This window comes from Clostridium minihomine (assembly GCF_900240385.1).
Lineage (GTDB): Bacteria > Bacillota > Clostridia > Oscillospirales > Acutalibacteraceae > Faecalispora > Faecalispora minihomine.
Window position 1 is genome coordinate 178577 of sequence record NZ_OEQH01000003.1, and the last position, 20976, is coordinate 199552.

Here is a 20976-nt window from a genome sequence, read left to right on the forward strand (position 1 = left end):
TGGCGGAGCACATCATCCGGATTTGTTGTGGAGGAGGAGAAAACCATGCAAAAATCACTCAAAAAATATTTTGCCGTTTTTGCGCTGCCAACGGTAATTGCCTTTGTTATCGCTTTTTTGGTTCCCTTTGTTATGGGAGTTTACCTTTCGTTTTCAAAATTTACCACGGTGACAAACGCGAAATGGGTTGGCCTTGAAAATTATGTTCGTGCGTTTTCTGATGCGAATTTTCTAAATGCCTTGCTGTTTACAGCCAAATTTACTGTGGTTTCTGTTATCACCATCAACGTGCTGGCTTTTGCGCTGGCTCTTTTGCTGACCCGGGGAATTCGCGGCACCAATTTATTTCGCACTGCGTTTTTTATGCCCAATTTGATTGGCGGAATTGTGCTGGGTTATATCTGGCAGCTAATTATCAACGGGGTTCTTTTGAACTTTGGCGTGGATATTACCTTTGCGGCCCAGTATGGATTTTGGGGTCTGGTGGTTCTGATGAACTGGCAGATGATAGGCTATATGATGATTATTTATATTGCGGGGATTCAGAATATCTCTACCGATGTGATTGAAGCGGCACAGGTGGACGGGGCGTCTCCACGCCAAACCCTGTTTTATGTGACAATTCCTTTGGTCATGCCGTCAGTTACTATCTGTACCTTTTTAACGTTAACCAATTCCTTTAAATTATTTGATCAAAATTTTGCCCTGACAGGGGGCGCACCGGCCAGGCAAACCGCCATGATGGCGCTGGATATTTTCAATTCCTTCTATGGCCGCATGGGCTTTGAAGGCGTGGGTCAGGCCAAAGCAGTTGTTTTCTTCCTTTTAGTTGCGGCAATTGCGTTGGTTCAGCTTTGGATCACACGAAGCAGGGAGGTGGAGAACTGATGGAAAAGGCGAAAAAGAGAAATCATATATTTCTATTTTTGATTCTATCTGTTTTATTTGTTTTATTTTTAGCTCCTATTTTTATTGTTCTGATGAATTCTTTTAAAGGGCAGCTGTTTATTTCCAATGCTCCCTTTGCATTTCCGGATGCTATTACTTTTTCTGGAATGGATAACTATGTAAATGGCGTACAGAAAATTAACTTTTTCAATGCGTTTGGATATTCTTTGTTTATTACGGTGTTTTCCGTGGCAGCAATCATCTTGTTTACTTCTATGACGGCCTGGTACATTACCCGGGTGAAAAATCCTTTGACTTCCGGACTTTACTATTTGTTTGTTTTTAGTATGGTAGTTCCCTTTCAGATGGTGATGTATACCATGGTGAAAGTGGCCAATGTGCTGCATCTGGATAATCCGGTGGGCTTGGTGGTCATTTATCTGGGGTTCGGTGCCGGTTTAGCGGTCTTTATCTTCAGCGGATTTATCAAGAGTGTTCCGGTAGACATTGAGGAATCCTCTATTATTGACGGCTGCAATCCGCTGCAAACTTTCTTTTTAATTGTGTTTCCCATTTTAAGGCCCACAGCCATTACCGTGGCAATTCTGGATACCATGTGGATTTGGAATGACTTTTTGCTGCCTTATTTGACCATTGGAACCAAGTACCGAACGATACCTGTGGCAATCCAGTATTTGCAGGGTGGATACGGCTCCAGGGATATGGGTGCACTGATGGCCATGTTGGTTTTGGCAATTATACCGATTGTTGTGTTTTATCTGACCTGCCAAAAGCACATCATCAAAGGTGTGCTGTCCGGTGCGGTCAAAGGATAAAGACTGTAGAATACTCATTCTGGGGGCGGTTTTATTGACGATTAAAGATATTGCGAGGGAATCCGGATTTGCGGTCAGCACGGTTTCGCGCGCACTGAATAACCATCCTGATGTCAGCGAAGAAACCAAGCGGAAAATTCAGGAGGTTGTTGCGGCTCACAGCTTTGTTCCCAATCAGAATGCCCGCCAGTTAAAGCGGACGGCGACCAACAGCATTGCCGTTCTGGTCAAAGGCATTTCGAACATGCTGTTTGCGCCTATTTTAGAGCAGACGCAGGTGCTGATTGAAAAGGCCGGGTATACGGCGCAGGTTTGCTATCTGGATGAAGATGACAACGAAGTGCGGCAGGCACATCAGCTGATTCGCGAAAGCAAGCCGCTGGGACTATTGTTCCTTGGTGGGAATCTGCTGAATTTTCAGCAGGCATTTGCTCAAATTCCCATACCGGCTGTTTTGGTAGCCGCCAGTGCCGCTGGGCTGAATTTCCCCAATTTGTCCAGCGTCAGCACCGATGATACCGCGGCTTCGGCTCGAGCCATTCAACATCTGGTTGAAAAAGGGCATCGGAATATCGGGGTCATCGGCGGCAATCGGCACGATACCAGCAGCATCAGTTACCTTCGGTATTTGGGGTGCCAAAAAACCTTTGAGCAATACCGCATCGAATTTCACGAAGAACAATACCAAAAGGCACGATTCTCTTACGAGAGCGGCTATCATGCCATGAAACGGCTGCTGCAAAGCTCGCCTAAAGTGACGGCGGTATTTGCCATGAGTGACGTGATGGCTATTGGCGCTTGCCGGCTTTTGTTGGATCAGGGCATCCAGATCCCCCGGGATATTTCGGTGATGGGGTTTGATGGAATTGAACTGGCAGAATATTATAATCCAAAACTTTCTACCATTGCGCAGTCTAAGTCACAGATGGCGGAACAAGGGGTCAGCATTTTGCTGGATTGTATTGAAAAACAAGCGCCTGCCGTTCATCAGGTGGTCGATTTTCAAATGCGGGAAGGGGAAAGCGTGTGCCGGCTAAGGCCGCAGCCCGCTTTCGCTTCCGAAAGTACGCAGTATGATTCAGGCGGCATTGGCCGTTGAGGGGGATAGCATGAAAAAGCAAAAACCAATGGTGCGGGGCGCCGGGGTTCTTCTGCCCGTGACCAGTTTGCCTTCTCCTTATGGAATTGGCACCTTTGGCCGCGAGGCGTATGAATTTGTAGATTTTCTGTCGGCTGCCGGGCAGCGATATTGGCAGGTGCTTCCCTTAGGGCCCACCAGCTACGGCGATAGTCCGTATCAAAGTTTTTCTGCCTTTGCCGGCAATCCGTATTTCATTGATTTTCCGGTTCTGGCCGAACAAGGGCTTTTGACACAGCAGGAACTGGATGCGGTGGATTTTGGAAGTGACCCTGTCGAGATTGATTATGCCAAATTATATCAGGGACGCTACCCGCTGTTACGGCTGGCTTTTTCCCGCAGCAGCCATTTGGATACCAAGGAATATCAGGTGTTTTGCGAACAAAATCATCAGTGGCTCGAAGCATACAGCCTATATATGGCACTGAAAACCGAATTTGATGGCAGGGAATGGCTGGCATGGCCCGAAGAACTGCGGCTGCGAGAATCCGGGGCAATCAGGGTAAGCCGGGAAGAGTATCGGGCAGAAATGGATTTCTGGAAATTCTGTCAGTATGAGTTTTTCCGTCAATGGTTCCGACTAAAAGAATACGCCAATCAAAAGGGCATTCAAATCATCGGGGATATTCCGATTTATGTGGCACTGGACAGTGCAGATGTGTGGGCACAAGGGGAGCAGTTTCAGCTGGATGAACAGCGCCGTCCCACCCATGTGGCGGGGGTTCCGCCGGATTTGTTTTCTAAAACCGGCCAGCTTTGGGGGAACCCTTTGTATGACTGGGAGCATATGAAAAAAGACGGTTTTTCTTGGTGGAAACAGCGGATGCGGTTTTCGGCTCAGCTGTATGATATCATTCGCATCGATCATTTTGTGGGCATTGCCCATTACTATTCCATCCCGGCGGAAGAAACCACCGCAATGAACGGTTGGTGGAGCCCCGGGCCGGGAAAGCCGCTTTTAGAAGCCATTGGTAGTGTGATGGGGAATAAGCGTGTCATTGCCGAAAATTTGGGTGTGGTCATTCCGGAAGTGGACCGTTTGCTGCGGATCAGCGGTTACCCGGGAATGAAATTGCTGCAATTTGCTTTTGACGGTGATGCATCCAATTCCAACTTGCCTTTCCATTTTGAACGGAATCAGGTGGTATACGGCGGAACGCACGATAATGAAACACTGGTGGGTTTTTTTGCCCATCAAAAAAGAAAACAGCTGCATTTTGCCCGGGAATACCTAAGTGTGCGCAAAAACCGGGAGATTCCGGCGGCGCTGATCCGGGCTGGGTATGCCAGCGTGGCGGACACCGCAATTTTTCAAATGCAGGATCTGCTGGGGCTGGATAATTCTGCGCGAATGAACACCCCATCCACTTTGGGGCAGAATTGGCGCTGGCGACTGCTGCCGGGGCAAATATCGCCAAAACTGGCGAAGGATCTTTGCCAGATGATGAAGCTGTACGGAAGATGGTCGGGAGGAACAGAGCATGAATCAATTTGAACAGCAAATCGACGCGTTCCTGGAGTATGACTACGGGGTAACAGCCCGTCAGGCCACGGTGCCGCAGTTATACAATGCGGTTTCTAAAGCTGCGGTGAAATCTCTTTCTGTTTCACCGGTGTCTGGAAAAAAAGCGTGTTATTTTTCTGCGGAGTTTTTAGTGGGACGGCTGGTTTATAGCAATCTTCTAAATTTGGGACTGTTGGATCGGTGCCGGGCATATTTGGCGCAAAACGGATTTGATCCGGGTGTTTTTGAGACCATTGAGGATGACGCATTGGGTAACGGCGGCCTGGGGCGGCTAGCTGCTTGTTTTCTGGATTCAGCAGCAACCCATGATATTCCGCTGTATGGCTATGGAATTCGTTATCGATACGGATTGTTCCGCCAGTATTTTGAAAAAGGCTTTCAAAAAGAAACTGCCGATGACTGGCAGAATATGGGTGACCCTTGGGCTATCCGCCGGGAAGAGGATACCGTGATCGTGGTGTTTGCCGATCAGACCGTACGGGCAGTCCCCTATGACATGCCGGTAATCGGCTGGGGCGGAAATACGGTAAATATTTTGCGCCTGTGGCAGTCAGAGCCGGTTTCGGCATTTGATTTTGAGCAGTTTAATTTGCAAAAATATGATGAAGCGGTGGCAGAACGGGTTCGGGCAGAAGAAATTACGGCGGTGCTGTATCCCAATGACGATACTCCTGTCGGAAAACAGCTTCGCCTAAAACAGCAGTATTTCTTTTGCAGCGCTTCTTTGCAAAGCCTTGTCAAAGAATCCATTCGGCGCAGGGGGGACAATTTTTCTCATTTTGCAGAGGATTTTGCCATCCAGCTCAATGATACTCATCCCGTCATTGCCATTCCGGAGCTGCTCCGAATTTTCATGGAAGACTATCGGATGTCTTTTGAAGATGCCTTTGTGCTGGTGCGGGATACCTTTGCCTATACCAACCACACCATTATGGCCGAGGCGTTAGAAACCTGGGATACTTCCCTGTTCCTTTCTGTCGTTCCGCAGGTGTATCCCTATGTGGTCATGCTGCAAAACAGCCTGAACCGGGATTTAAAAGAGAAGGGGGTACCCCCACAGGAACAGTCGGAACTCCAAATCATCAGCGGCGGAAAAATTCACATGGCGCGTTTGGCTGTTTATGCCACCCATGCCACCAACGGGGTGGCCAAAATCCACAGTGAACTGCTGAAAAGCACGGTCATGCCGGAATGGTATCGTCTGTACCCAGAAAGGTTCCAGAATAAAACCAACGGAATTACCCAGCGGCGGTGGCTGGCGCTGTGCAATCAAGAGCTGTCCGCTTTTATCACCGAGCGGATTGGCAACGGCTGGATTACGGATCTGAACCAGCTGAAAAAACTGGAACCCTATCAGAATGATCCGGCGTCTTTGGCCCGCTATCGGGACATTAAACGGGAAAAGAAATTGCAGCTTTGCCACCATGTGCGCATTCACGAGTATGGCTTTGAACTGAACCCTGATTTTCTGTTTGACATTCAGATTAAGCGGCTGCACGAATATAAGCGTCAGCTTTTAAATGCGTTTTCCATTCTGGATATTTACTTTGCATTAAAAGACGGCACGTTGACAGACTTTTATCCCACTGCGTTTTTGTTCGGTGCCAAAGCGGCCCCGGGGTATCGCCGAGCCAAAGGGATTATCAAGTTTATTAACGAGATTGCCCGGGTAGTAAATGAGGATCCGCAGGTAAAGGATCGGATGCAGGTATTGTTTGTCCAGAATTATAATGTTTCTTATGCAGAAAAGCTAATTCCGGCCGCAGATGTATCCGAGCAAATCTCCACAGCGGGAACAGAGGCCAGCGGAACCGGCAACATGAAGCTGATGCTTAACGGGGCAGTGACGCTGGGGACACTGGATGGCGCCAATATCGAGATTGTGGAACAATCCGGGATGGAAAACAACTATATTTTCGGCGCTACGGTAGAAGAATTGGCTGCCATAGCCGACACTTATGATCCCAAGGTTCTGTATGAAGAAAACAGCAGAATCCGCCGGGTGGTGGATACTTTGATTGACGGCACGCTGGATGACGGCAAAACCGGGCTGTTTCAGGAGCTATACGACTCCCTTTTGGAGGGCGCATCCTGGCACAGGGCAGATCAATATTATCTGTTACACGACTTTGAGTCTTATTGCGAGGCAAAATTGCGTGTTAACCGCCAGTATCATAACCGGGAAGAGTTTTCTCGCAAGTGCTTTGTCAATACCATGAACGCCGGGAAGTTCTCCAGCGACCGCACGGTAAAGGAATATGCCGCGGAAATCTGGGGGGTTCCCATCTAAGGGTAAATCGGTACTGCTTTGTATAAAAAGGAAGAAACCACCTGTGTATTCAGGCGGTTTCTTCTCTTTTGCCTCATACAGGTGTTCTATTCCATAAATGGAATTTACCTGATGTTGTAACTTAACCGAAAATAAGGTATCATGGATTTAGCAAAGATAATTCTTGTTTTTATATTATATCCTAAGTTCCAAATCGTTTGTTTAGAAGCAAGAATCACTTTGGAATGGGATGCAAACAAGAATAAAAGCATAAAAAATTAACAAGAATTTACACAAGCGAAAAAATTTGGAAAACAAAAAATATCAAATTTTATTTTTGCTAAAAATTTTTGCTAAAAATATTTTTTCATAAAGAAACAGATTAAAAAAGTTTCGCAACATAAGATTTCATATCTCAATTCATAATTTTTTCCGTAGGATGAAAAAATTCCAGAAAATATTTTTGGAAACAGTGAGTGAAAAATGAAAAGGAGTGTGGCGATTGGCACAGCGGAGCCTTTGTTGTCAGCAAAAGAAAAAAGCAATGGTGGTATTTGGCACCCGCCCCGAGGCGATTAAAATGTGCCCCTTAATTCAGGAACTATCCCGTTATTCGGAACTGGATACCGTGGTTTGTGTGTCGGGTCAGCACCGGGAACTGCTGGATCAGATTCTGGATTTTTTTCAAGTGGTACCGAACTATGATTTGGAAATTATGAAAGACCGGCAGTCTTTAAACGATATTACGTCTGCAATTTTGTTAAAAATCAAGCCGATTCTGGAACAGGAAAAACCGGATATTGTTTTGGTGCATGGGGATACCCCCACTGCATTTGCCGGGGCATTGGCCGCTTTTTATGCCCGGATTCCGGTGGGGCATGTGGAAGCGGGGCTGCGCACTTATGACATGGATTCACCTTTCCCCGAAGAATTTAACCGTACCGCGGTTGGACTGCTGGCATCTTATCATTTTGCGCCCACCGAATGGGCACGGGATAATCTTCTGCGGGAAGGAAAACCGAAGGATTCGGTTTGGGTAACAGGAAACACCGTCATCGATGCTATGAAAACCACTATTTCACCGGATTATACCGATGAAAATCTGCAATGGGCCAAGGGCAGCCGTCTGGTTTTACTGACTGCCCACAGAAGAGAAAATCTGGGTGAAAAGCACGAAGAAATCTTTCGGGCGATTCGGCGGGTGGTAGACGAACTGCCCGATGTGAAAGTTTTGTTTCCGGTTCACCCCAATCCGGCGGTTCGGGATAGGCTAAAAGTGCTGCAAGATAGCCCCCGAATCCGGATGATTGAGCCTTTGGATGTCCGGAAATTTCACAACTATTTGGCTCACGCTTATCTGGTTCTAACAGACAGTGGCGGAATTCAGGAAGAAGCCTCTGGCATGGGGAAGCCAACCTTGGTTTTGCGTGATGTGACAGAGCGTCCGGAGGGGTTGTGGGCAGGCACCCTGCGGCTTGCCGGAACACAGGAAGATACGGTGCATCAAACATTTCATTTGTTGATGACAAATCCCGGAGAATATGAGAAAATGAGTTTATTATCTAAAAATCCATATGGGGATGGAAATGCCTGCCAAAGAATCGCACAGGTTCTATTAGAACGGTTGTAAAGTGAGGGGTGGCCATGAGGAATTCAACGGAACAAAAACAGAATAAAAATCTTGTCATTGTGGTGCTGAGCATCGCGGTTTTATTCCTCATGGGGTTATTTTTGCGTCCTTTTTTGTTTCCGCCCGGTGAAGAGTCCATTCCTTTGACACAGCAAAGGCCACAAGGTGAAAATCCTTTTCGAACGGTTTTGCTGTATGAGGATTTGTCCAAAAGCACCTTTACGGATGCCGAACAGAATCCTGTGGCGCTGAACGACCGATTGGATCAGGTTCAAGTTTTGGTGTATTGGGCCAGCTGGTGCTCCTATTGCCAAAAAGATATGGAAAATATTGATGAACTGGCGCAAAAGGTTGCTGGGGAACAGGGGCGCTTGGTTTTGATCAATAAGCTTGATGGTAAAAAAGAAACCCGCGGTCAGGCATTGGAATATTTAAAAAAGAACTCGGTTCAGACAGAAAATCTGTTTGATGAGGGTGCAAGCCAATATGAAAAATATGGGCTGAATATGGTTCCCACCGTGTTGGTGGTGGATACCAAGGGACGTTTGGTGTCTTTTTCAGAAGGTGAAATTCCGCAGGAGGCCGCTTTGCTTTCGATGGTGCGCGAGGCTCGCGCAGGAAAAACGGAATCGTTAGCTCAGTTTATTCAAAGCAATCTGCTCAATGAACAGGGGGGAATTCAAACCGAGTATCGCCGTTCTTCGGCAAAAACAGTTCCCTCCGGTGCAGATGTTTTGAGCGAATCTCAAGGCTTGATGCTGCAGTATGCGCAGAAGGCCGGGAAGCAAGACCTCTTTGACCGCCTTTGGTCCTATGTGAAAAACAATATGACTGCCGGTGGTTTGCCGGCCTGGGTGACTCAGGAAGGCGCTTCTCCGTCCACAGTGACGGCGGCTGTGGATGATTTAAGAATTTATCGGGTATTGTCCCAGTCGCGCATGAATGCTGCGGTGTTAAAACCCTATGCCGATGCCCTTCTGCAATATGAAACAGAAAATCAGAATTTAGTGGATTTTTACGATTTTAGCTGGAATCAAAAAGCATCTCGCTTTACACTATGTTATGCGGATTTTCAGGCGCTATCTCTGCTGAAACAGCAGGATTCCCGTTTTGGAAAGGTGTACGATAACAGCCTGCGTTTGGTTCAAAAAGGGAAAATCAGTCAGGAGTTCCCCTTATATTACAGCTATTACGACTTTAGCACCGGGCAGTACCGGGGGGAATCGCTTCATATGTCCGAAGCACTTTTGACTCTGCTTCATCTTTCTCAGGCGAACCGCCTGCCGGCGGAAGCTATGGATTGGGTGGAAGAGCGGATGCGGGAGGGATTCCTGTATGCGAAATACGATTTGGACGGCCGGGTCAGCGAGGACGGTCTTTATGAATCCACCGGAACCTATGCTCTGGTGGCTCAGCTGGCTCTTAGTGAAAACCGCCTGCCGGTAGCACAGGCGGCTTTTGCCCGGATGGAAACGCTTCGGGTTCGAGACAAAGAGAATCCTGTGGACGGCGCCTTTGGCAATGCTGACGGAACCGGCATATATTCTTTTGATCAGTGTATGGCTTTGTTGGCCTATCAGCAGATGGAACAACGAATGGAGTAGATAAAATTTATGGTTTTTAGCGAAAAGAAAAATAGTGTTCTCCAGAGGGAGGAGCAAGAAATGAACAAAGAACAGAAATGGTTTCATTTTTTGGGGAAAAGACCATCGCCTGCTTTTTTGGCTTCTTTGATTTCGGTGCTGCTTTTGGGGTATGCGTTACTGCTGTCCCCAGCCATTGGAATGGCAGACAGCGGCGATTTCGGCCGGGTAGCCAACCCCCAGGGGATCTATACTCAACAGCTGGAAGAGTCGGATCGCTATTTTAATTATTTTATTCGGGAATACGGGAATTACATGTATTATAATGAAACAGGGAATGGTATCTTTACTTCCCAAATTCCCATGATTGGTTTGGCAAAGGGGCTCAATTCTTTACTGAATCCCAATCCGGCCACCTTTGATATTCGGTATCTGGGCGCCATTCACATTGCTTATTTTGCGCTGGCCGTGTATTTTTTAACGGAATACGTTACCTGCGGAAGAAAGCGCGGGTGGGCATCGTATTTGATTGCGGCTCTGACGGTTTTTATGTTTGCTGATTTGGCATACACCGCCTATTTTAATTCCTTTTATGCCGAGGGTATGGTGTTCATTTCATTCATTCTGTGTGTATCCAGCGCATTGCTGATGACGAAAAACAGGTATCCTCAAGGGTTCCTTTTGGGAATGATTTTTGTCAATGGTTTGATTTTAACTTGCGCAAAGCAGCAGAATGCCCCCGAAGGCTTTTTGCTGGGGTTTTTGTGTATGACACTTCCGTATGTGATAAAGCGGGAGGAACACCGTTTTCCAAAACCGGATGCTTTAAAAACAGAGAAAAAGAATTGGTTTTCCGCAAAAAAGTGGAAAGCGGTTTCCTGTACGGCGGGTGCGGTGCTTTGTGTGGCTGGTTTGATGGTATACACGCTGATTCCCAAAACTTTCGTGAATATCAATCAGTATCACGCCATGACTCGGGGGATTTTAATGACGTCCCCCAATCCGGAAAAAACACTGGATACGTTTGAAATTGACCGCCAATATGCGCTTTTGGATCAAACCATTTATTTTGAGCGGTACCCCGCAGCGCCGGTGGAAAGTCAAATGCTGGAGGATGCGTTTTATTCCAAGTATGGGTTCGGTTCGATGCTGGCCTATTATACTTTGCACCCCGGCCAATTGATGCAGATGATGAATCTCGCGGCGAAAAACGCTTATTCCATTCGCCCGGCTTATGTGGGAAATTATGAAAAGTCTGTGGAACATGGCCCCGGTGATAAAACACAATTTTTCACCCTATACAGTTCATTTAAAGAGAATGCTGCGCCCAAAACATTTGGATTTATTGCACTGTGGTCGGTGTTGGCGCTGGTGCTCAGCAGAAAACAAAAAGGCCGCACTTTGGTTTTGCTGTTCTGTATTTTAAGCGGCGTGTCACAAATGGGAATTTCTATTTTAGGTGCTGGTGACGCAGATTTATCGAAGCATGTATTTATTTTTAACGTGGCTTTCGATGTGGTGAACTACATAGGCTTCGCTTCTCTGATCTGGATGTGGTCCGATCGCATTGAGAAAAAGCGTATGAAAAAGCAGACAAAACCGATGATAACAATTGAAAAAGAACAGGTTACTGTCAATGTATAAATCTTCTCTTAAAAGCCGGAAGCGTTGCTTCCGGCTTAGGGTATTTAGAGCAGATTCTGCTGTTTCCATCTTTTGGATGTTCCATCTTATTTTGGTTTTTGCATGAAGCATGTTTTTCACAGGAAAAATCATATAGTTGGCTGTTAGAATAGGACAAAATAACACAAAGGCAGAAATTGGGTTTTTACGGAAAAGAAAAAAGGTTATTCTAAAAGAAAGCCTGCCTTTTGATTCCATATGATTTGGTCATTTTAATAGCAGGAAAATCAAAAGAAAGGAGCGTCTTCCGATGATACGAAGGAAAAAATGGGGTTCGTTTTTTTTTATTACCATTCTCCTCATTCTTCTGTTCACGGTTTCTTTCGGCAGCGCTTCTGCGGCAGAACAAAAAATTCTGGTGGTGTCCAAAACGCAGGAGGAGGGCCAGCAGCTTCAGGCGTTGCTGTCGGCCTGCCGCCAGCCTTCGGATTTGGTTCTGGAACGGGACTATCAAAAAGGCAAGCTGTCTGAGTATCAGGGCATGGTAAGCAGCAGCCGGGTTCCTTTGGAAGAAGCCCGCGCAAAAGGAATCAAACGGCTGCTCACGGGAGAGGCTGCGGCGTTTGCCGATGGTGTTGTGACAAAAGAAATCAAAAATGCTTCGATATCGATGGAACTTCGGGGATATTCCGAGCTGCCCCAATTTCAGCAGGAAGTAACGGTGTTGGCTTCTGGGCTGGGAAATTCTTTCGGAGAGCTGATTTTAGAACAGGGGCGGTATCCATTTGCCGTTCAGGGGGAATCGGAAGCCTGTGCCCCCTATTTTCAGCCGCAAAGCCTGAGCGCCATTGCCATGGGGGAACTGATGCAAAATTTCTTCGGGCTTTCCGCAGGGAAAATGTATTTGCTGCTGGATGAAATTTATGCCTTTTCTGACGCGTATCTGATTTGCCGTACCGCAGAGGTGCTTTCCGAAAATGGCATGCCTTTCATCATTCGGGTGATGCCGCTTTATGATAATCTGGATTATCCGGCTTTTTTGCGGTTTGCTCAAGTTTTGCGCTATGTACAGGCTCATAATGGCACAGTCGTTATCCATGAACCGCTGGTGTCACCAAACGAGCATGTGCGGGAACCGCTGGAGGATAAAATGAAACGGTTTATCCAGGCGCTGGAGAGAGAGAACATTGCTTATCAGCCGATGGATGTGGTTCCGTATTCTCTTTCACTGGATGTTTTAGAGCAAATTCAAAGCCCCGGTAAAAATTTTGGCACCTTTTCTATGGACACGATGATTCCGCTTTCTTTGGTTTCAAGCGAGGAAGAATTAAAATCAACTGTAGAAAAACTTCAAAATAAATGGCTCAGTCTGGAGGATTACAAGCGTAATTTTACAAACCAAAGTTATTCTTATCGGGAAACGGCCATTGATGAACAGTATCAGTATGTGCAGGAAGAAGAGCAGTTTTTCACCGGGCAGATGCAGCGGGGAAACAATGTGCTGATTGTTGTGGTGATTGCGGGGTTGCTTACACTGATTGTTTTGCTTTTGATTGGATCAAGAGTGTATCGAAAAAAGTTTTATCGTTAAAGGAGTGCTGTATGTGGGAACGCTGAACACGATGATGCTCATTGCAATTATCTGCATCTGGCTGCTCCTGCTGATAAATGTGGTTTTGATTGTAGCGGGATACCGCTATTATCTGCAATGTGAAAAAAAGACCTTTCCGCCTTTAACAGAATTCCCGATGGTTTCTATATTGGTTCCGGCTCATAATGAGGGGAAAGTCATTGAAAGAACGGTATTGTCGCTGCTGAATTTTGATTATCCGGAAGATCGGTATGAAATTATTGTAATTAACGATAATTCCAGTGATAACAGCCGAGAAATTTTGGAGGGGATTCAAAAAAGATTTCCCGGCAGGAATCTAACTTGCATTCATACCGATGCCCAGACCGGCGGAAAAGGAAAATCCAACGCTCTGAACATTGCCCTAAAAGTCAGTGTAGGGGAGTATATCTCAATTTATGACGCAGACAATACGCCCGAAAAAACCGCTTTGCGTTATTTGGTTACGGAAATTTCAGGGGATGACAGGCTGGGGGCGGTGATTGGAAAATTCCGTACCCGCAATAAGAATGTAAACCTTCTCACCCGTTTTATTAATATTGAAACACTGGCCTATCAATGGATGGCTCAATCCGGCCGCTGGTATTTGTTCCGCCTTTGCACCATACCGGGAACCAATTATATCATCCGTCGCTCCATTTTGGATGAAATTGATGGGTGGGACGAAAAAGCACTGGCCGAAGATACGGAAATTAGTTACCGGGTTTATATGATGGGATATTTTATCAAGTTTTTGCCCCATGCGGTCACTTGGGAACAAGAGCCCCAAACACTGCCGGTTTGGTTTAAGCAAAGGGCTCGGTGGGTGAGGGGAAATATTTATGTGCTGATTAAAAACCTTCCCTTGCTCTTTCGAAAAGAAGCCAAAAAAGTGCGATTTGATATTCTATATTCCTTCAGCATTTATTTTCTGTTGCTGTTGTCTTTGGTTTTTTCCGATTTGATGATGATTTTTTCCCTTTTGGGGTGGGCCAGAATTACACTGGCGCAGTTTAGTATTTTGCTGTGGATTATGGCAATTGTATTATTTGTAGTGGGCACTTTTGTCACGCTGACCACCGAAAAAGGAGAAATGAATCTAAAAAACCTTTTTACTGTGGCACTTATGTATGTAACCTATTCCAAATTATGGATGGTAGTTGCTTTTTATGGGCTGATCAAATATTTAGGCGACGCGATTTTTCACCGGGAAGCAAAATGGGAAAAAACCGTTCGTTTTAACGAGAGGTGAAATATGAAAGGGTGTGTCAGGCGTCTGGCCGCGCTGTGCGTTGTTTTAGCGGTGATTTTTTCGTCCAGCGTCATCTTTGCCAAACCGGCCGATTCCAACGAGTATGAATACCGTTATCCATTTTCTTCCGATATTTCTATGACCGGACGGTACAGCCAGATGAGCGAATCTTTTGTTACCGGGAACTGGGAGATATTGGAGGCTTCCCTTGTGCTGGAATATGCAGCTACCCCGCTGATTCTAAATCAAAAGGCCAGTTTGACGGTTTTGTTAAATGGAAATCCGGTGACTTCGGTTCCGGTTGTAAAATCTCAGGGAGCCCGCCAGTCTGTTCGAATTTCGCTTCCGGCAAGAAGTGTTCAGACAAAAGGAGCAAATACTCTGTCGTTTCAGGCAGATTTTCACAGTGATGGCGAGGCCTGTGTGGACGCTGCCTCTCAGTCCAATTGGTTAAATGTGTTCCGGGAATCGGCGGTTCAAATTCGGTATCGGCCTTTGACTCCCTGTACCAACATCGCTGAATTTTACCAGTGCTTTTCTTCCATAGAAGCGCTGAGCAACCATCAAAGCGCCTTTTTTGTTCCCCCAAATCCGAATGTACAGGAACTGACCACACTGGCCCTTGCCAGTGGAATTTCTTCGGCGGCTGTTATGGATTATCAGAATCTGACTCTTTTGCCAGCTGCCAATGCCCAAGATGTGCTGAAGAAAAAATATGCTGTGTATGTGAGTGGGTATGAACGGCTGCTGCCGGAAATAAAAGCTGCCATGAGTCAAAATCAGCAGGAGCTGGCACAAAAAGGAACCGTTTTGGCTTTGGTTCGCTTGGGGAATACCCACCTGCTGGTGCTGACGGGAACCGGAGATCTGTCGGATGCCGGTATTGTTTTGAGTAACCCGGATTTCATGCGCCAGTTTTTGTCCGATACAAAAGCTTTGTCAGATTCCGAGGAATACCGAATGCCCGAATCTGCCGTGGCTCAATATGTGCCTTTGACGGAATCGGGAGTTTTGGTGAAAGGGAACTTTCGTCAAACGGCGGATTTTTATGTGGAATACCCCAAAAACAGAACCCTCTCTGAATCCAGCGAAATGAGCTTGGATTTCCGTTATGCAGAAAACTTGGATTTTACCCGGTCTTTGGTGACTGTATTTTTAAATGGTCAGCCGGTAGCCAGCAAAAAGCTGACCAAGGAAAATGCCCGGGGGGATCATTTGGTTTTTTCTTTGCCAAATACGATCAAAATTACCGGCAGTTTTTCGGTGAAAATTACGTTTGACCTTTCGGCGGGAGAGAACTGGTGCGAACTGACAGCGGAAGAAATGCCTTGGGCCTATGTAGAAAAAACCAGCATGCTGAAGCTGAATTCCATCGATCAATCAGAGCTTTTATTTGAAAATTTCCCCAGCCCGTTTGTGCGGGATAATAGCTTGGATCACTTGGTGATTTTGCTTCCGGATTCCCCCAATCAGGCGGATTTGACTGTAATGAACCGGGTGATGATGACACTGGGCCGTTATGCCAAAGGGAACCGCGGCAGTGTTCGGGTTGCGTTTTTCTCTCAGCCGGGGGATTTAAAAGAAGCCAATGTCATTGCCATTGGAACCGCTTCTCGCAACAAGATTATTACAGAACAGAAAAAACTGCTTCCTTTTTCGTTTCAAGCAGACGGTTCCACTGTTCTTTCCAACAGCAAAATGCTGGTGGATCCGCAATACGGAACCACTTTGGGAATCGGGCAGATCGTTCGTTCGCCTTACAGCGGAACAGTCCGCAAAGCTTTGTTGGTGCTGACCGGAGCCAATGATTCGGCAATGCTGAAAACCGCTGATTCTTTGGGAACGGAACAGGGATTGTGGGCCTTAACGGGAAACGCGTTTGCCGCCGATCCTGATGAGGTGTTTTGCTATGAATACCCCATAGAGGAGGGGAATTCTTCTATGCCGGCAAAGAAATCTTCTCAGCCTTCTGACAACCGCTCTGTTTTAATCTGGATGGCGGCCAGTGTATTTTCTTTGGCCCTATTATCTGCCGGGCTGCTGTGGATGAAATATAGGAGAAAACGTAATTTATGAAAAAGCCAAAATATTATGCGTCAAAGCAAACCTCAAAGCAAGTGCTTCAAAACAGTGCATTGGCGGCAGATGTGTCATTTTTGGCACTGATGCTGTTGTTGTTTTTGAGCACGGTGGTGGTTGTGCTCCATCCCGAATCCATGCTTCAAAATGTCATTACGCTGTTTATGATTTTTGTAGTGCTGCTCATCACCAGCTTTACCACGTTAACCACAGGGCTGATTCTAAATTTAATTTTGATTTTTGGGTATGGCTCTTATCTTTTATATACTTCAGCCGTGCAGGGGGTTTCGTATGAAACGGTTACTTATGCGTGGATGATTTTATCTCTGCTGATGACCACGGCCACCGGAATCTTATTTCGCGGAATGCGTGGAATTGAAGCGCAGTTTGAAAGTATGCGCAGGCAGGTGGCAGAACAAGTTACCATAGATGAGGTTACAGGGTTAAAAACCCGTTTTGCTTTTCAGCAGGAATTGCAGGGCTACCAAAGTATGGCGCGGCGCTATGAAATGCAGCTTTTGCTGATTGTGTGGGAATTCCGTTTTTATTCTGAAATGCAGCGCTATTTGGGCAAGGAAAAACTGCGGGATGTGGCGGTGGTTTTATCCCAGGAGATGCGTCAAATTTTTCGCAATGAAGATGCTGTCTATCTGGTTGATCAAAATCCTTACCGTTGGGCATTGCTGATTTTGGTGCAGCCTGACAGTGAAGCGGTCATTATTCAGCGAATGAAGGAGAAGATAGAATCGATGAACTTAACGGAGAAGCTGGGGGAAAAGATCCCCAAACTGGAGATCCGCACCGGAACCATGGTGGATTCCCAACTGGATTTAACGGCGGAAGAATTGCTGAACAGTGCGGTATCTCATATGCAGTATGATGTGTAAAGGAAACTAGATTTTCCAAAATGAAATCATGTTCGGGAGTTTGTCCGATAGGGAGAGTGAATTTATGAATCGAAGAAAGAAGCGGTCGGCGTTTTTCTCTGTGCTTCTGGTGTGTTGTATTCTTTCAATGCTATTTCAGACCGTTTGGGCTGTGCCGGCTGTATCTGGTGCTCCTGTTGCTACGGTCAAGCCGGATTTGTCGGTTCACCAAGAATCGTTTTCCGGTGATTATGCAATGAAAGGATTGTTTTCTTCCTTTACAGAAAGCTTTTCGGCAGGGGATTGGAACATCAGCGAAGCAAAGTTGACCCTTCGTTTCGCCGTGACCCCCTTAGTCAGGCAAGAGGTTTCTGATTTTACGGTTTCTTTAAATGGCCAGCGATTTTATTCCTCTCGCATTCCGCTGACCAAAGGGCAGCAGCAAATAATAGAGCTCCCTTTGCCTGTGGAGCAAATAAAATCCGGCAGTAATTCTTTGCTGGTTGAAACCTATCTTCGCACCACAGAAAGCGATCCCTGTTCCGAAGATGTTTCTCAGTCCAGCTGGATGTCTGTCAGCCGAGATTCCTTCGTGACCCTGCGTTATACCAGTCTGGCAAAAATAGATACGGTCGCGGATTTTTACCGGCAGTTTACCAGCATTGATGCTTTGGAAAACCGTCAAAGCGCGGTTTATGTTGCCCCGAATCCTCAGGAATCAGAGCTGACGGCCGCATCTTGGGTGTTGTCCGGTGTTAGTAAAAACGCCGCCATGTTTTATGAGAATTTAGAACTGCTCTATGATTCTCAAAACTCTGCTTTCCGGCCTTATTCCGTTTATGTTTGCGGTTATGCAAAACTGCCGCAAAGGTTATCCTCTTTGCTGAGCACAGAGCAAAAACAGGCGGCGGAAACGGGGGCGGTTTTGGCGTTGGTGCGGCCGGCACCTAATCAGGCGGTGCTGGTGGTCACGGGTGCAGATGCCGCGGCGCTGGTCAATGCGGGCAGGCTGTTTGGAAATGCTGATTATATCACTCAAACCAGTGCCTTATGGCGGCCTGTTACAGCAAAGGAAACGGTAACGTTCCAGCAAGAAGAGGAAGGGCGAACACAAAGGCTTACCGAAACGGGAACAATGCTTAACGGCCCCTTCCATCAGGAACAGACGTATTTTATCCGCGCCGCAGGAAACCGAATTTTGGATCCGGGCAGTCAGGTGGATTTGGTGTTCCGGTATTCCGAAAATCTGGATTTTAACCGCTCTTTGGTTACTGTTTATCTAAATGATATGCCCATTGGCAGCAAAAAGCTGACAAAACAAGGGGCTCAGGGCGATACTGCCCGTTTTTACCTTCCTGTTGATGTGGAAATCTATGGCAACTTTAATCTGAAAGTGGCTTTTGATCTGGAAATCCCCGATCTGTACTGCACGATGCGTCAGGAAGAAATGCCTTGGGCTTATGTGACTTCAGACAGTAGTGTGACGCTGGTTTCTAAGGATTCCCCCTATTTGCTTTTGGAATATTACCCGGAGGGATTTTTGGAAAATGGGGCGATGAATCATTTGACTTTTGTTTTGCCGGATCAGCCGCAGCAGAGCGAGCTGACGGTATTGGGGAAAACAGCGGTGGCCATGGGGCGGTATACGCAGAATAATTCGGGAGCAATGCGTGCCTGCACTGTTTCGGAAATGGGCAATTTAACAAATGAAAACATCATATCCATCGGGCGGTTTGAGCGCAACGCCATTGCACAAAAATACCGAGATCAAATGTTTTTCAAGTTTTCAGAGGACGGAAGCCGGATTGTATCAAACGAAAAGCTTCAAATTGAGCCCGGTTACGGCGCAACACTGGGAACCGTACAGCTTTTAGATTCCCCTTATCAGAAAGAAAACCGGGCATTGCTGCTGGTGACGGGTGTTACCGACGAAAGCATGCTGCGTGCCGCGGAATATGTCAGTAGCTCACAGGAACTATGGAAGCTAAAGGGTGACGGATTTCTTGTGGACGATGCAACCGCACATTTTTATCGGTTTAAGCAAGACAATGCCAAAGCGGTTCCTTTTACTCAAAAACTGTCTGACACACCGGGATTGCCGAGTTTGATATTGGCCGGTTCCGGAGTTTTGATTTTATTGGCTGTGGCAGCAGTGTTTTTGTATCTCAAGCATCGAAAGAGGGGGGACCGATGAAAAAGAACAAGGGAAAACTTTTTTCGGATTTGGCTTTGCTGGCGCTATTGTTTCTTCTGTTTGCGGCTTTGGCTTATTTTTCATTTGGTGACCAACCGCTGGAATTTAACTATATCATGCTGCTGATTGGCGGCATCATCATGATAGCCGCCGCGTTTGTTTCTTTGTTCACAACGGTAATGGTGTGCTTGGGATTTGTTTTGTTGTTTGTTGCTTTTTTAGCATACCAGTCGATTCATACCGGTATTCCCCCCAGTTGGGGTGTTTTCTTTTGGATGGTTTGGGTTCCGCTGGCAGCCGTTTCTGTGGGGATTTACAGCACTCGTTCCAGCCAAATGCAAAAAGATAATTCTCTTTTGAAGCAGAAATTGACAGAGCTTGTGATGGTGGATGAAAAGACCGGGCTGAAAAATTTAAGAGCTTATACGCATGACATTGAAACCTATTTGAATATTTCAAAACGGTATCATCTGCACTTGGCGATTGCAGTTTGGGAGTTTCGTCAGTATGACTGGCTTTTTGAAATGCTGGGCTCCAGTGACATGGATCGCTTGATTTTGCGGATTTCTGATACCATTCAAAAAACCATGCGCTCTGAAGATGCGGTTTATTTGATTGATGATAAGCCGGTTACTTGGGCGGCGATGTTTTTAATGAATCAAGAAGCGGCAGAAAATGTGGTGAACCGGGTTAGAACCGCGGTTAAAGAAATCGATTTAGACGATTTGTTTCAGGGAAGGCCCCCGGTTTCGCTGGAATTATCTGTGGCTATTCGGCAATATGAACATGGGGAACAGGTGTCTGCATTTGCTGTATTAAACCAGCTGAAAATACAAATGGGCAATGAAAAATAGGCATGGAATGATAAAAAACTCGAGCAAACAAGACCCCAAACGGCAGGTTCAACCGTTTTGGGTCTTGTTGTATTCCTTCTCTTTTTCATTGCCTGTTTTCCATGGACTCTTTGGATATTAAAGATAAATTTACAATAGGTTCGTTCTCATCTAAAGCGGATTCTTCTCCGTGTTGTTGCGCTTTTATCAATAGATCAATTGCATTAGCGACCTCTGCTGATAATTTGAAATACATTGATTTATAATCCGACATTTTTTTCACCTCATGATTATTTTAAGGGAATATCCCTTAAAAGTCAATAAGGGATATTCCCTTATTGCATAATAAGTCAGAGGTGATTGTCTTGTATGAGCGAATTCGAAATTTGCGGGAAGATAAAGATATGACACAAAATCAAGTGGCAGATTATTTAAAGATTCACCAGACCACTTATTCTGACTATGAATTAGGAAATCTGAATATTCCAGTTCCAATTTTAATAAAACTGGCGGATTTGTATCAGACCAGTATTGATTATCTGGTTGGCCGAACTGATGATCCAGCACCTTATTCTAAGGGAAAAAAGAAATAAATAAAAAACGAACGGTATGGAAAAATACCGTTCGTTTTTTTATTAATATCATTTGTGC

Annotated in this window: 16 protein-coding genes; 15 read left to right on the top strand and 1 reads right to left on the bottom strand. The window is 46.0% G+C overall.

Going from position 1 to position 20976, the window contains the following annotated elements:
- Positions 1-45: 45 nt before the first annotated feature.
- From C1A02_RS07785 to C1A02_RS07850, 14 genes are all read left to right on the top strand, one after another.
- Entirely contained in the window at positions 46-888 is an 843-nt protein-coding gene (locus C1A02_RS07785) for a carbohydrate ABC transporter permease (RefSeq protein ID WP_101697653.1), read from the top strand.
- Positions 888-1724 (top strand): carbohydrate ABC transporter permease, encoded by an 837-nt coding sequence (locus C1A02_RS07790; protein WP_101697654.1) that lies wholly within the window; start codon positions 888-890, stop codon positions 1722-1724. Before C1A02_RS07785 ends, C1A02_RS07790 begins: the two co-directional genes overlap by 1 nt.
- Positions 1725-1758: 34 nt before the next feature.
- On the top strand, positions 1759-2823 hold the full coding sequence (locus C1A02_RS07795) for a LacI family DNA-binding transcriptional regulator (RefSeq protein WP_101697655.1): 1065 nt from the start codon (positions 1759-1761) through the stop codon (positions 2821-2823).
- 10 nt (positions 2824-2833) lie between these two features.
- Positions 2834-4357 carry a 4-alpha-glucanotransferase gene (malQ, locus tag C1A02_RS07800; protein ID WP_101697656.1) on the top strand — a complete coding sequence of 508 codons (1524 nt, stop codon included), beginning with the start codon at positions 2834-2836 and terminating at the stop codon, positions 4355-4357.
- The gene (locus tag C1A02_RS07805; RefSeq protein ID WP_101697657.1) at positions 4344-6677 is read left to right on the top strand and encodes a glycogen/starch/alpha-glucan phosphorylase; all 2334 of its coding nucleotides are present in this window, start codon (positions 4344-4346) and stop codon (positions 6675-6677) included. Before malQ ends, C1A02_RS07805 begins: the two co-directional genes overlap by 14 nt.
- Positions 6678-7158: 481 nt before the next feature.
- Positions 7159-8286, top strand: a complete 1128-nt coding sequence (gene wecB / locus C1A02_RS07810) for a non-hydrolyzing UDP-N-acetylglucosamine 2-epimerase (protein ID WP_370737796.1) — start codon at positions 7159-7161, stop codon at positions 8284-8286.
- 14 nt (positions 8287-8300) lie between these two features.
- A complete protein-coding gene (locus tag C1A02_RS07815; RefSeq protein ID WP_101697658.1) occupies positions 8301-9890 on the top strand; it encodes a redoxin domain-containing protein in 1590 nt (529 codons plus the stop codon).
- Between the two features lie 60 nt (positions 9891-9950).
- Positions 9951-11513 carry a glycan biosynthesis hexose transferase WsfD gene (gene wsfD / locus C1A02_RS07820; RefSeq protein ID WP_101697659.1) on the top strand — a complete coding sequence of 521 codons (1563 nt, stop codon included), beginning with the start codon at positions 9951-9953 and terminating at the stop codon, positions 11511-11513.
- A gap of 289 nt (positions 11514-11802) precedes the next feature.
- Positions 11803-13083, top strand: coding sequence for a hypothetical protein (locus C1A02_RS07825; protein ID WP_101697660.1), 1281 nt, complete (start codon positions 11803-11805; stop codon positions 13081-13083).
- Positions 13084-13096: 13 nt separating this feature from the next.
- Positions 13097-14353 (top strand): glycosyltransferase family 2 protein, encoded by a 1257-nt coding sequence (locus tag C1A02_RS07830; protein WP_101697661.1) that lies wholly within the window; start codon positions 13097-13099, stop codon positions 14351-14353.
- A gap of 3 nt (positions 14354-14356) precedes the next feature.
- Positions 14357-16429: a cellulose biosynthesis cyclic di-GMP-binding regulatory protein BcsB gene (locus C1A02_RS07835; protein WP_101697662.1), complete on the top strand. Its 2073-nt coding sequence runs from the start codon at positions 14357-14359 to the stop codon at positions 16427-16429.
- Complete coding sequence (locus C1A02_RS07840) at positions 16426-17319, top strand: GGDEF domain-containing protein (protein WP_101697663.1); 894 nt, start codon at positions 16426-16428, stop codon at positions 17317-17319. Before C1A02_RS07835 ends, C1A02_RS07840 begins: the two co-directional genes overlap by 4 nt.
- Positions 17320-17383: 64 nt before the next feature.
- A complete protein-coding gene (locus C1A02_RS07845; protein WP_164997168.1) occupies positions 17384-19492 on the top strand; it encodes a cellulose biosynthesis cyclic di-GMP-binding regulatory protein BcsB in 2109 nt (702 codons plus the stop codon).
- Entirely contained in the window at positions 19489-20346 is an 858-nt protein-coding gene (locus C1A02_RS07850; protein ID WP_101697665.1) for a diguanylate cyclase domain-containing protein, read from the top strand. Before C1A02_RS07845 ends, C1A02_RS07850 begins: the two co-directional genes overlap by 4 nt.
- Before the next feature lie 85 nt (positions 20347-20431).
- Here the strand turns inward: C1A02_RS07850 and C1A02_RS13485 are convergent, their stop codons facing one another.
- Positions 20432-20599 carry a hypothetical protein gene (locus C1A02_RS13485; RefSeq protein ID WP_164997169.1) on the bottom strand — a complete coding sequence of 56 codons (168 nt, stop codon included), beginning with the start codon at positions 20597-20599 and terminating at the stop codon, positions 20432-20434.
- A 91-nt stretch (positions 20600-20690) separates the two neighbouring features.
- Here C1A02_RS13485 and C1A02_RS07855 point away from each other — a divergent pair, with 91 nt between their 5' ends.
- Positions 20691-20918: a helix-turn-helix domain-containing protein gene (locus C1A02_RS07855; RefSeq protein ID WP_101697666.1), complete on the top strand. Its 228-nt coding sequence runs from the start codon at positions 20691-20693 to the stop codon at positions 20916-20918.
- Positions 20919-20976 lie beyond the last annotated feature (58 nt).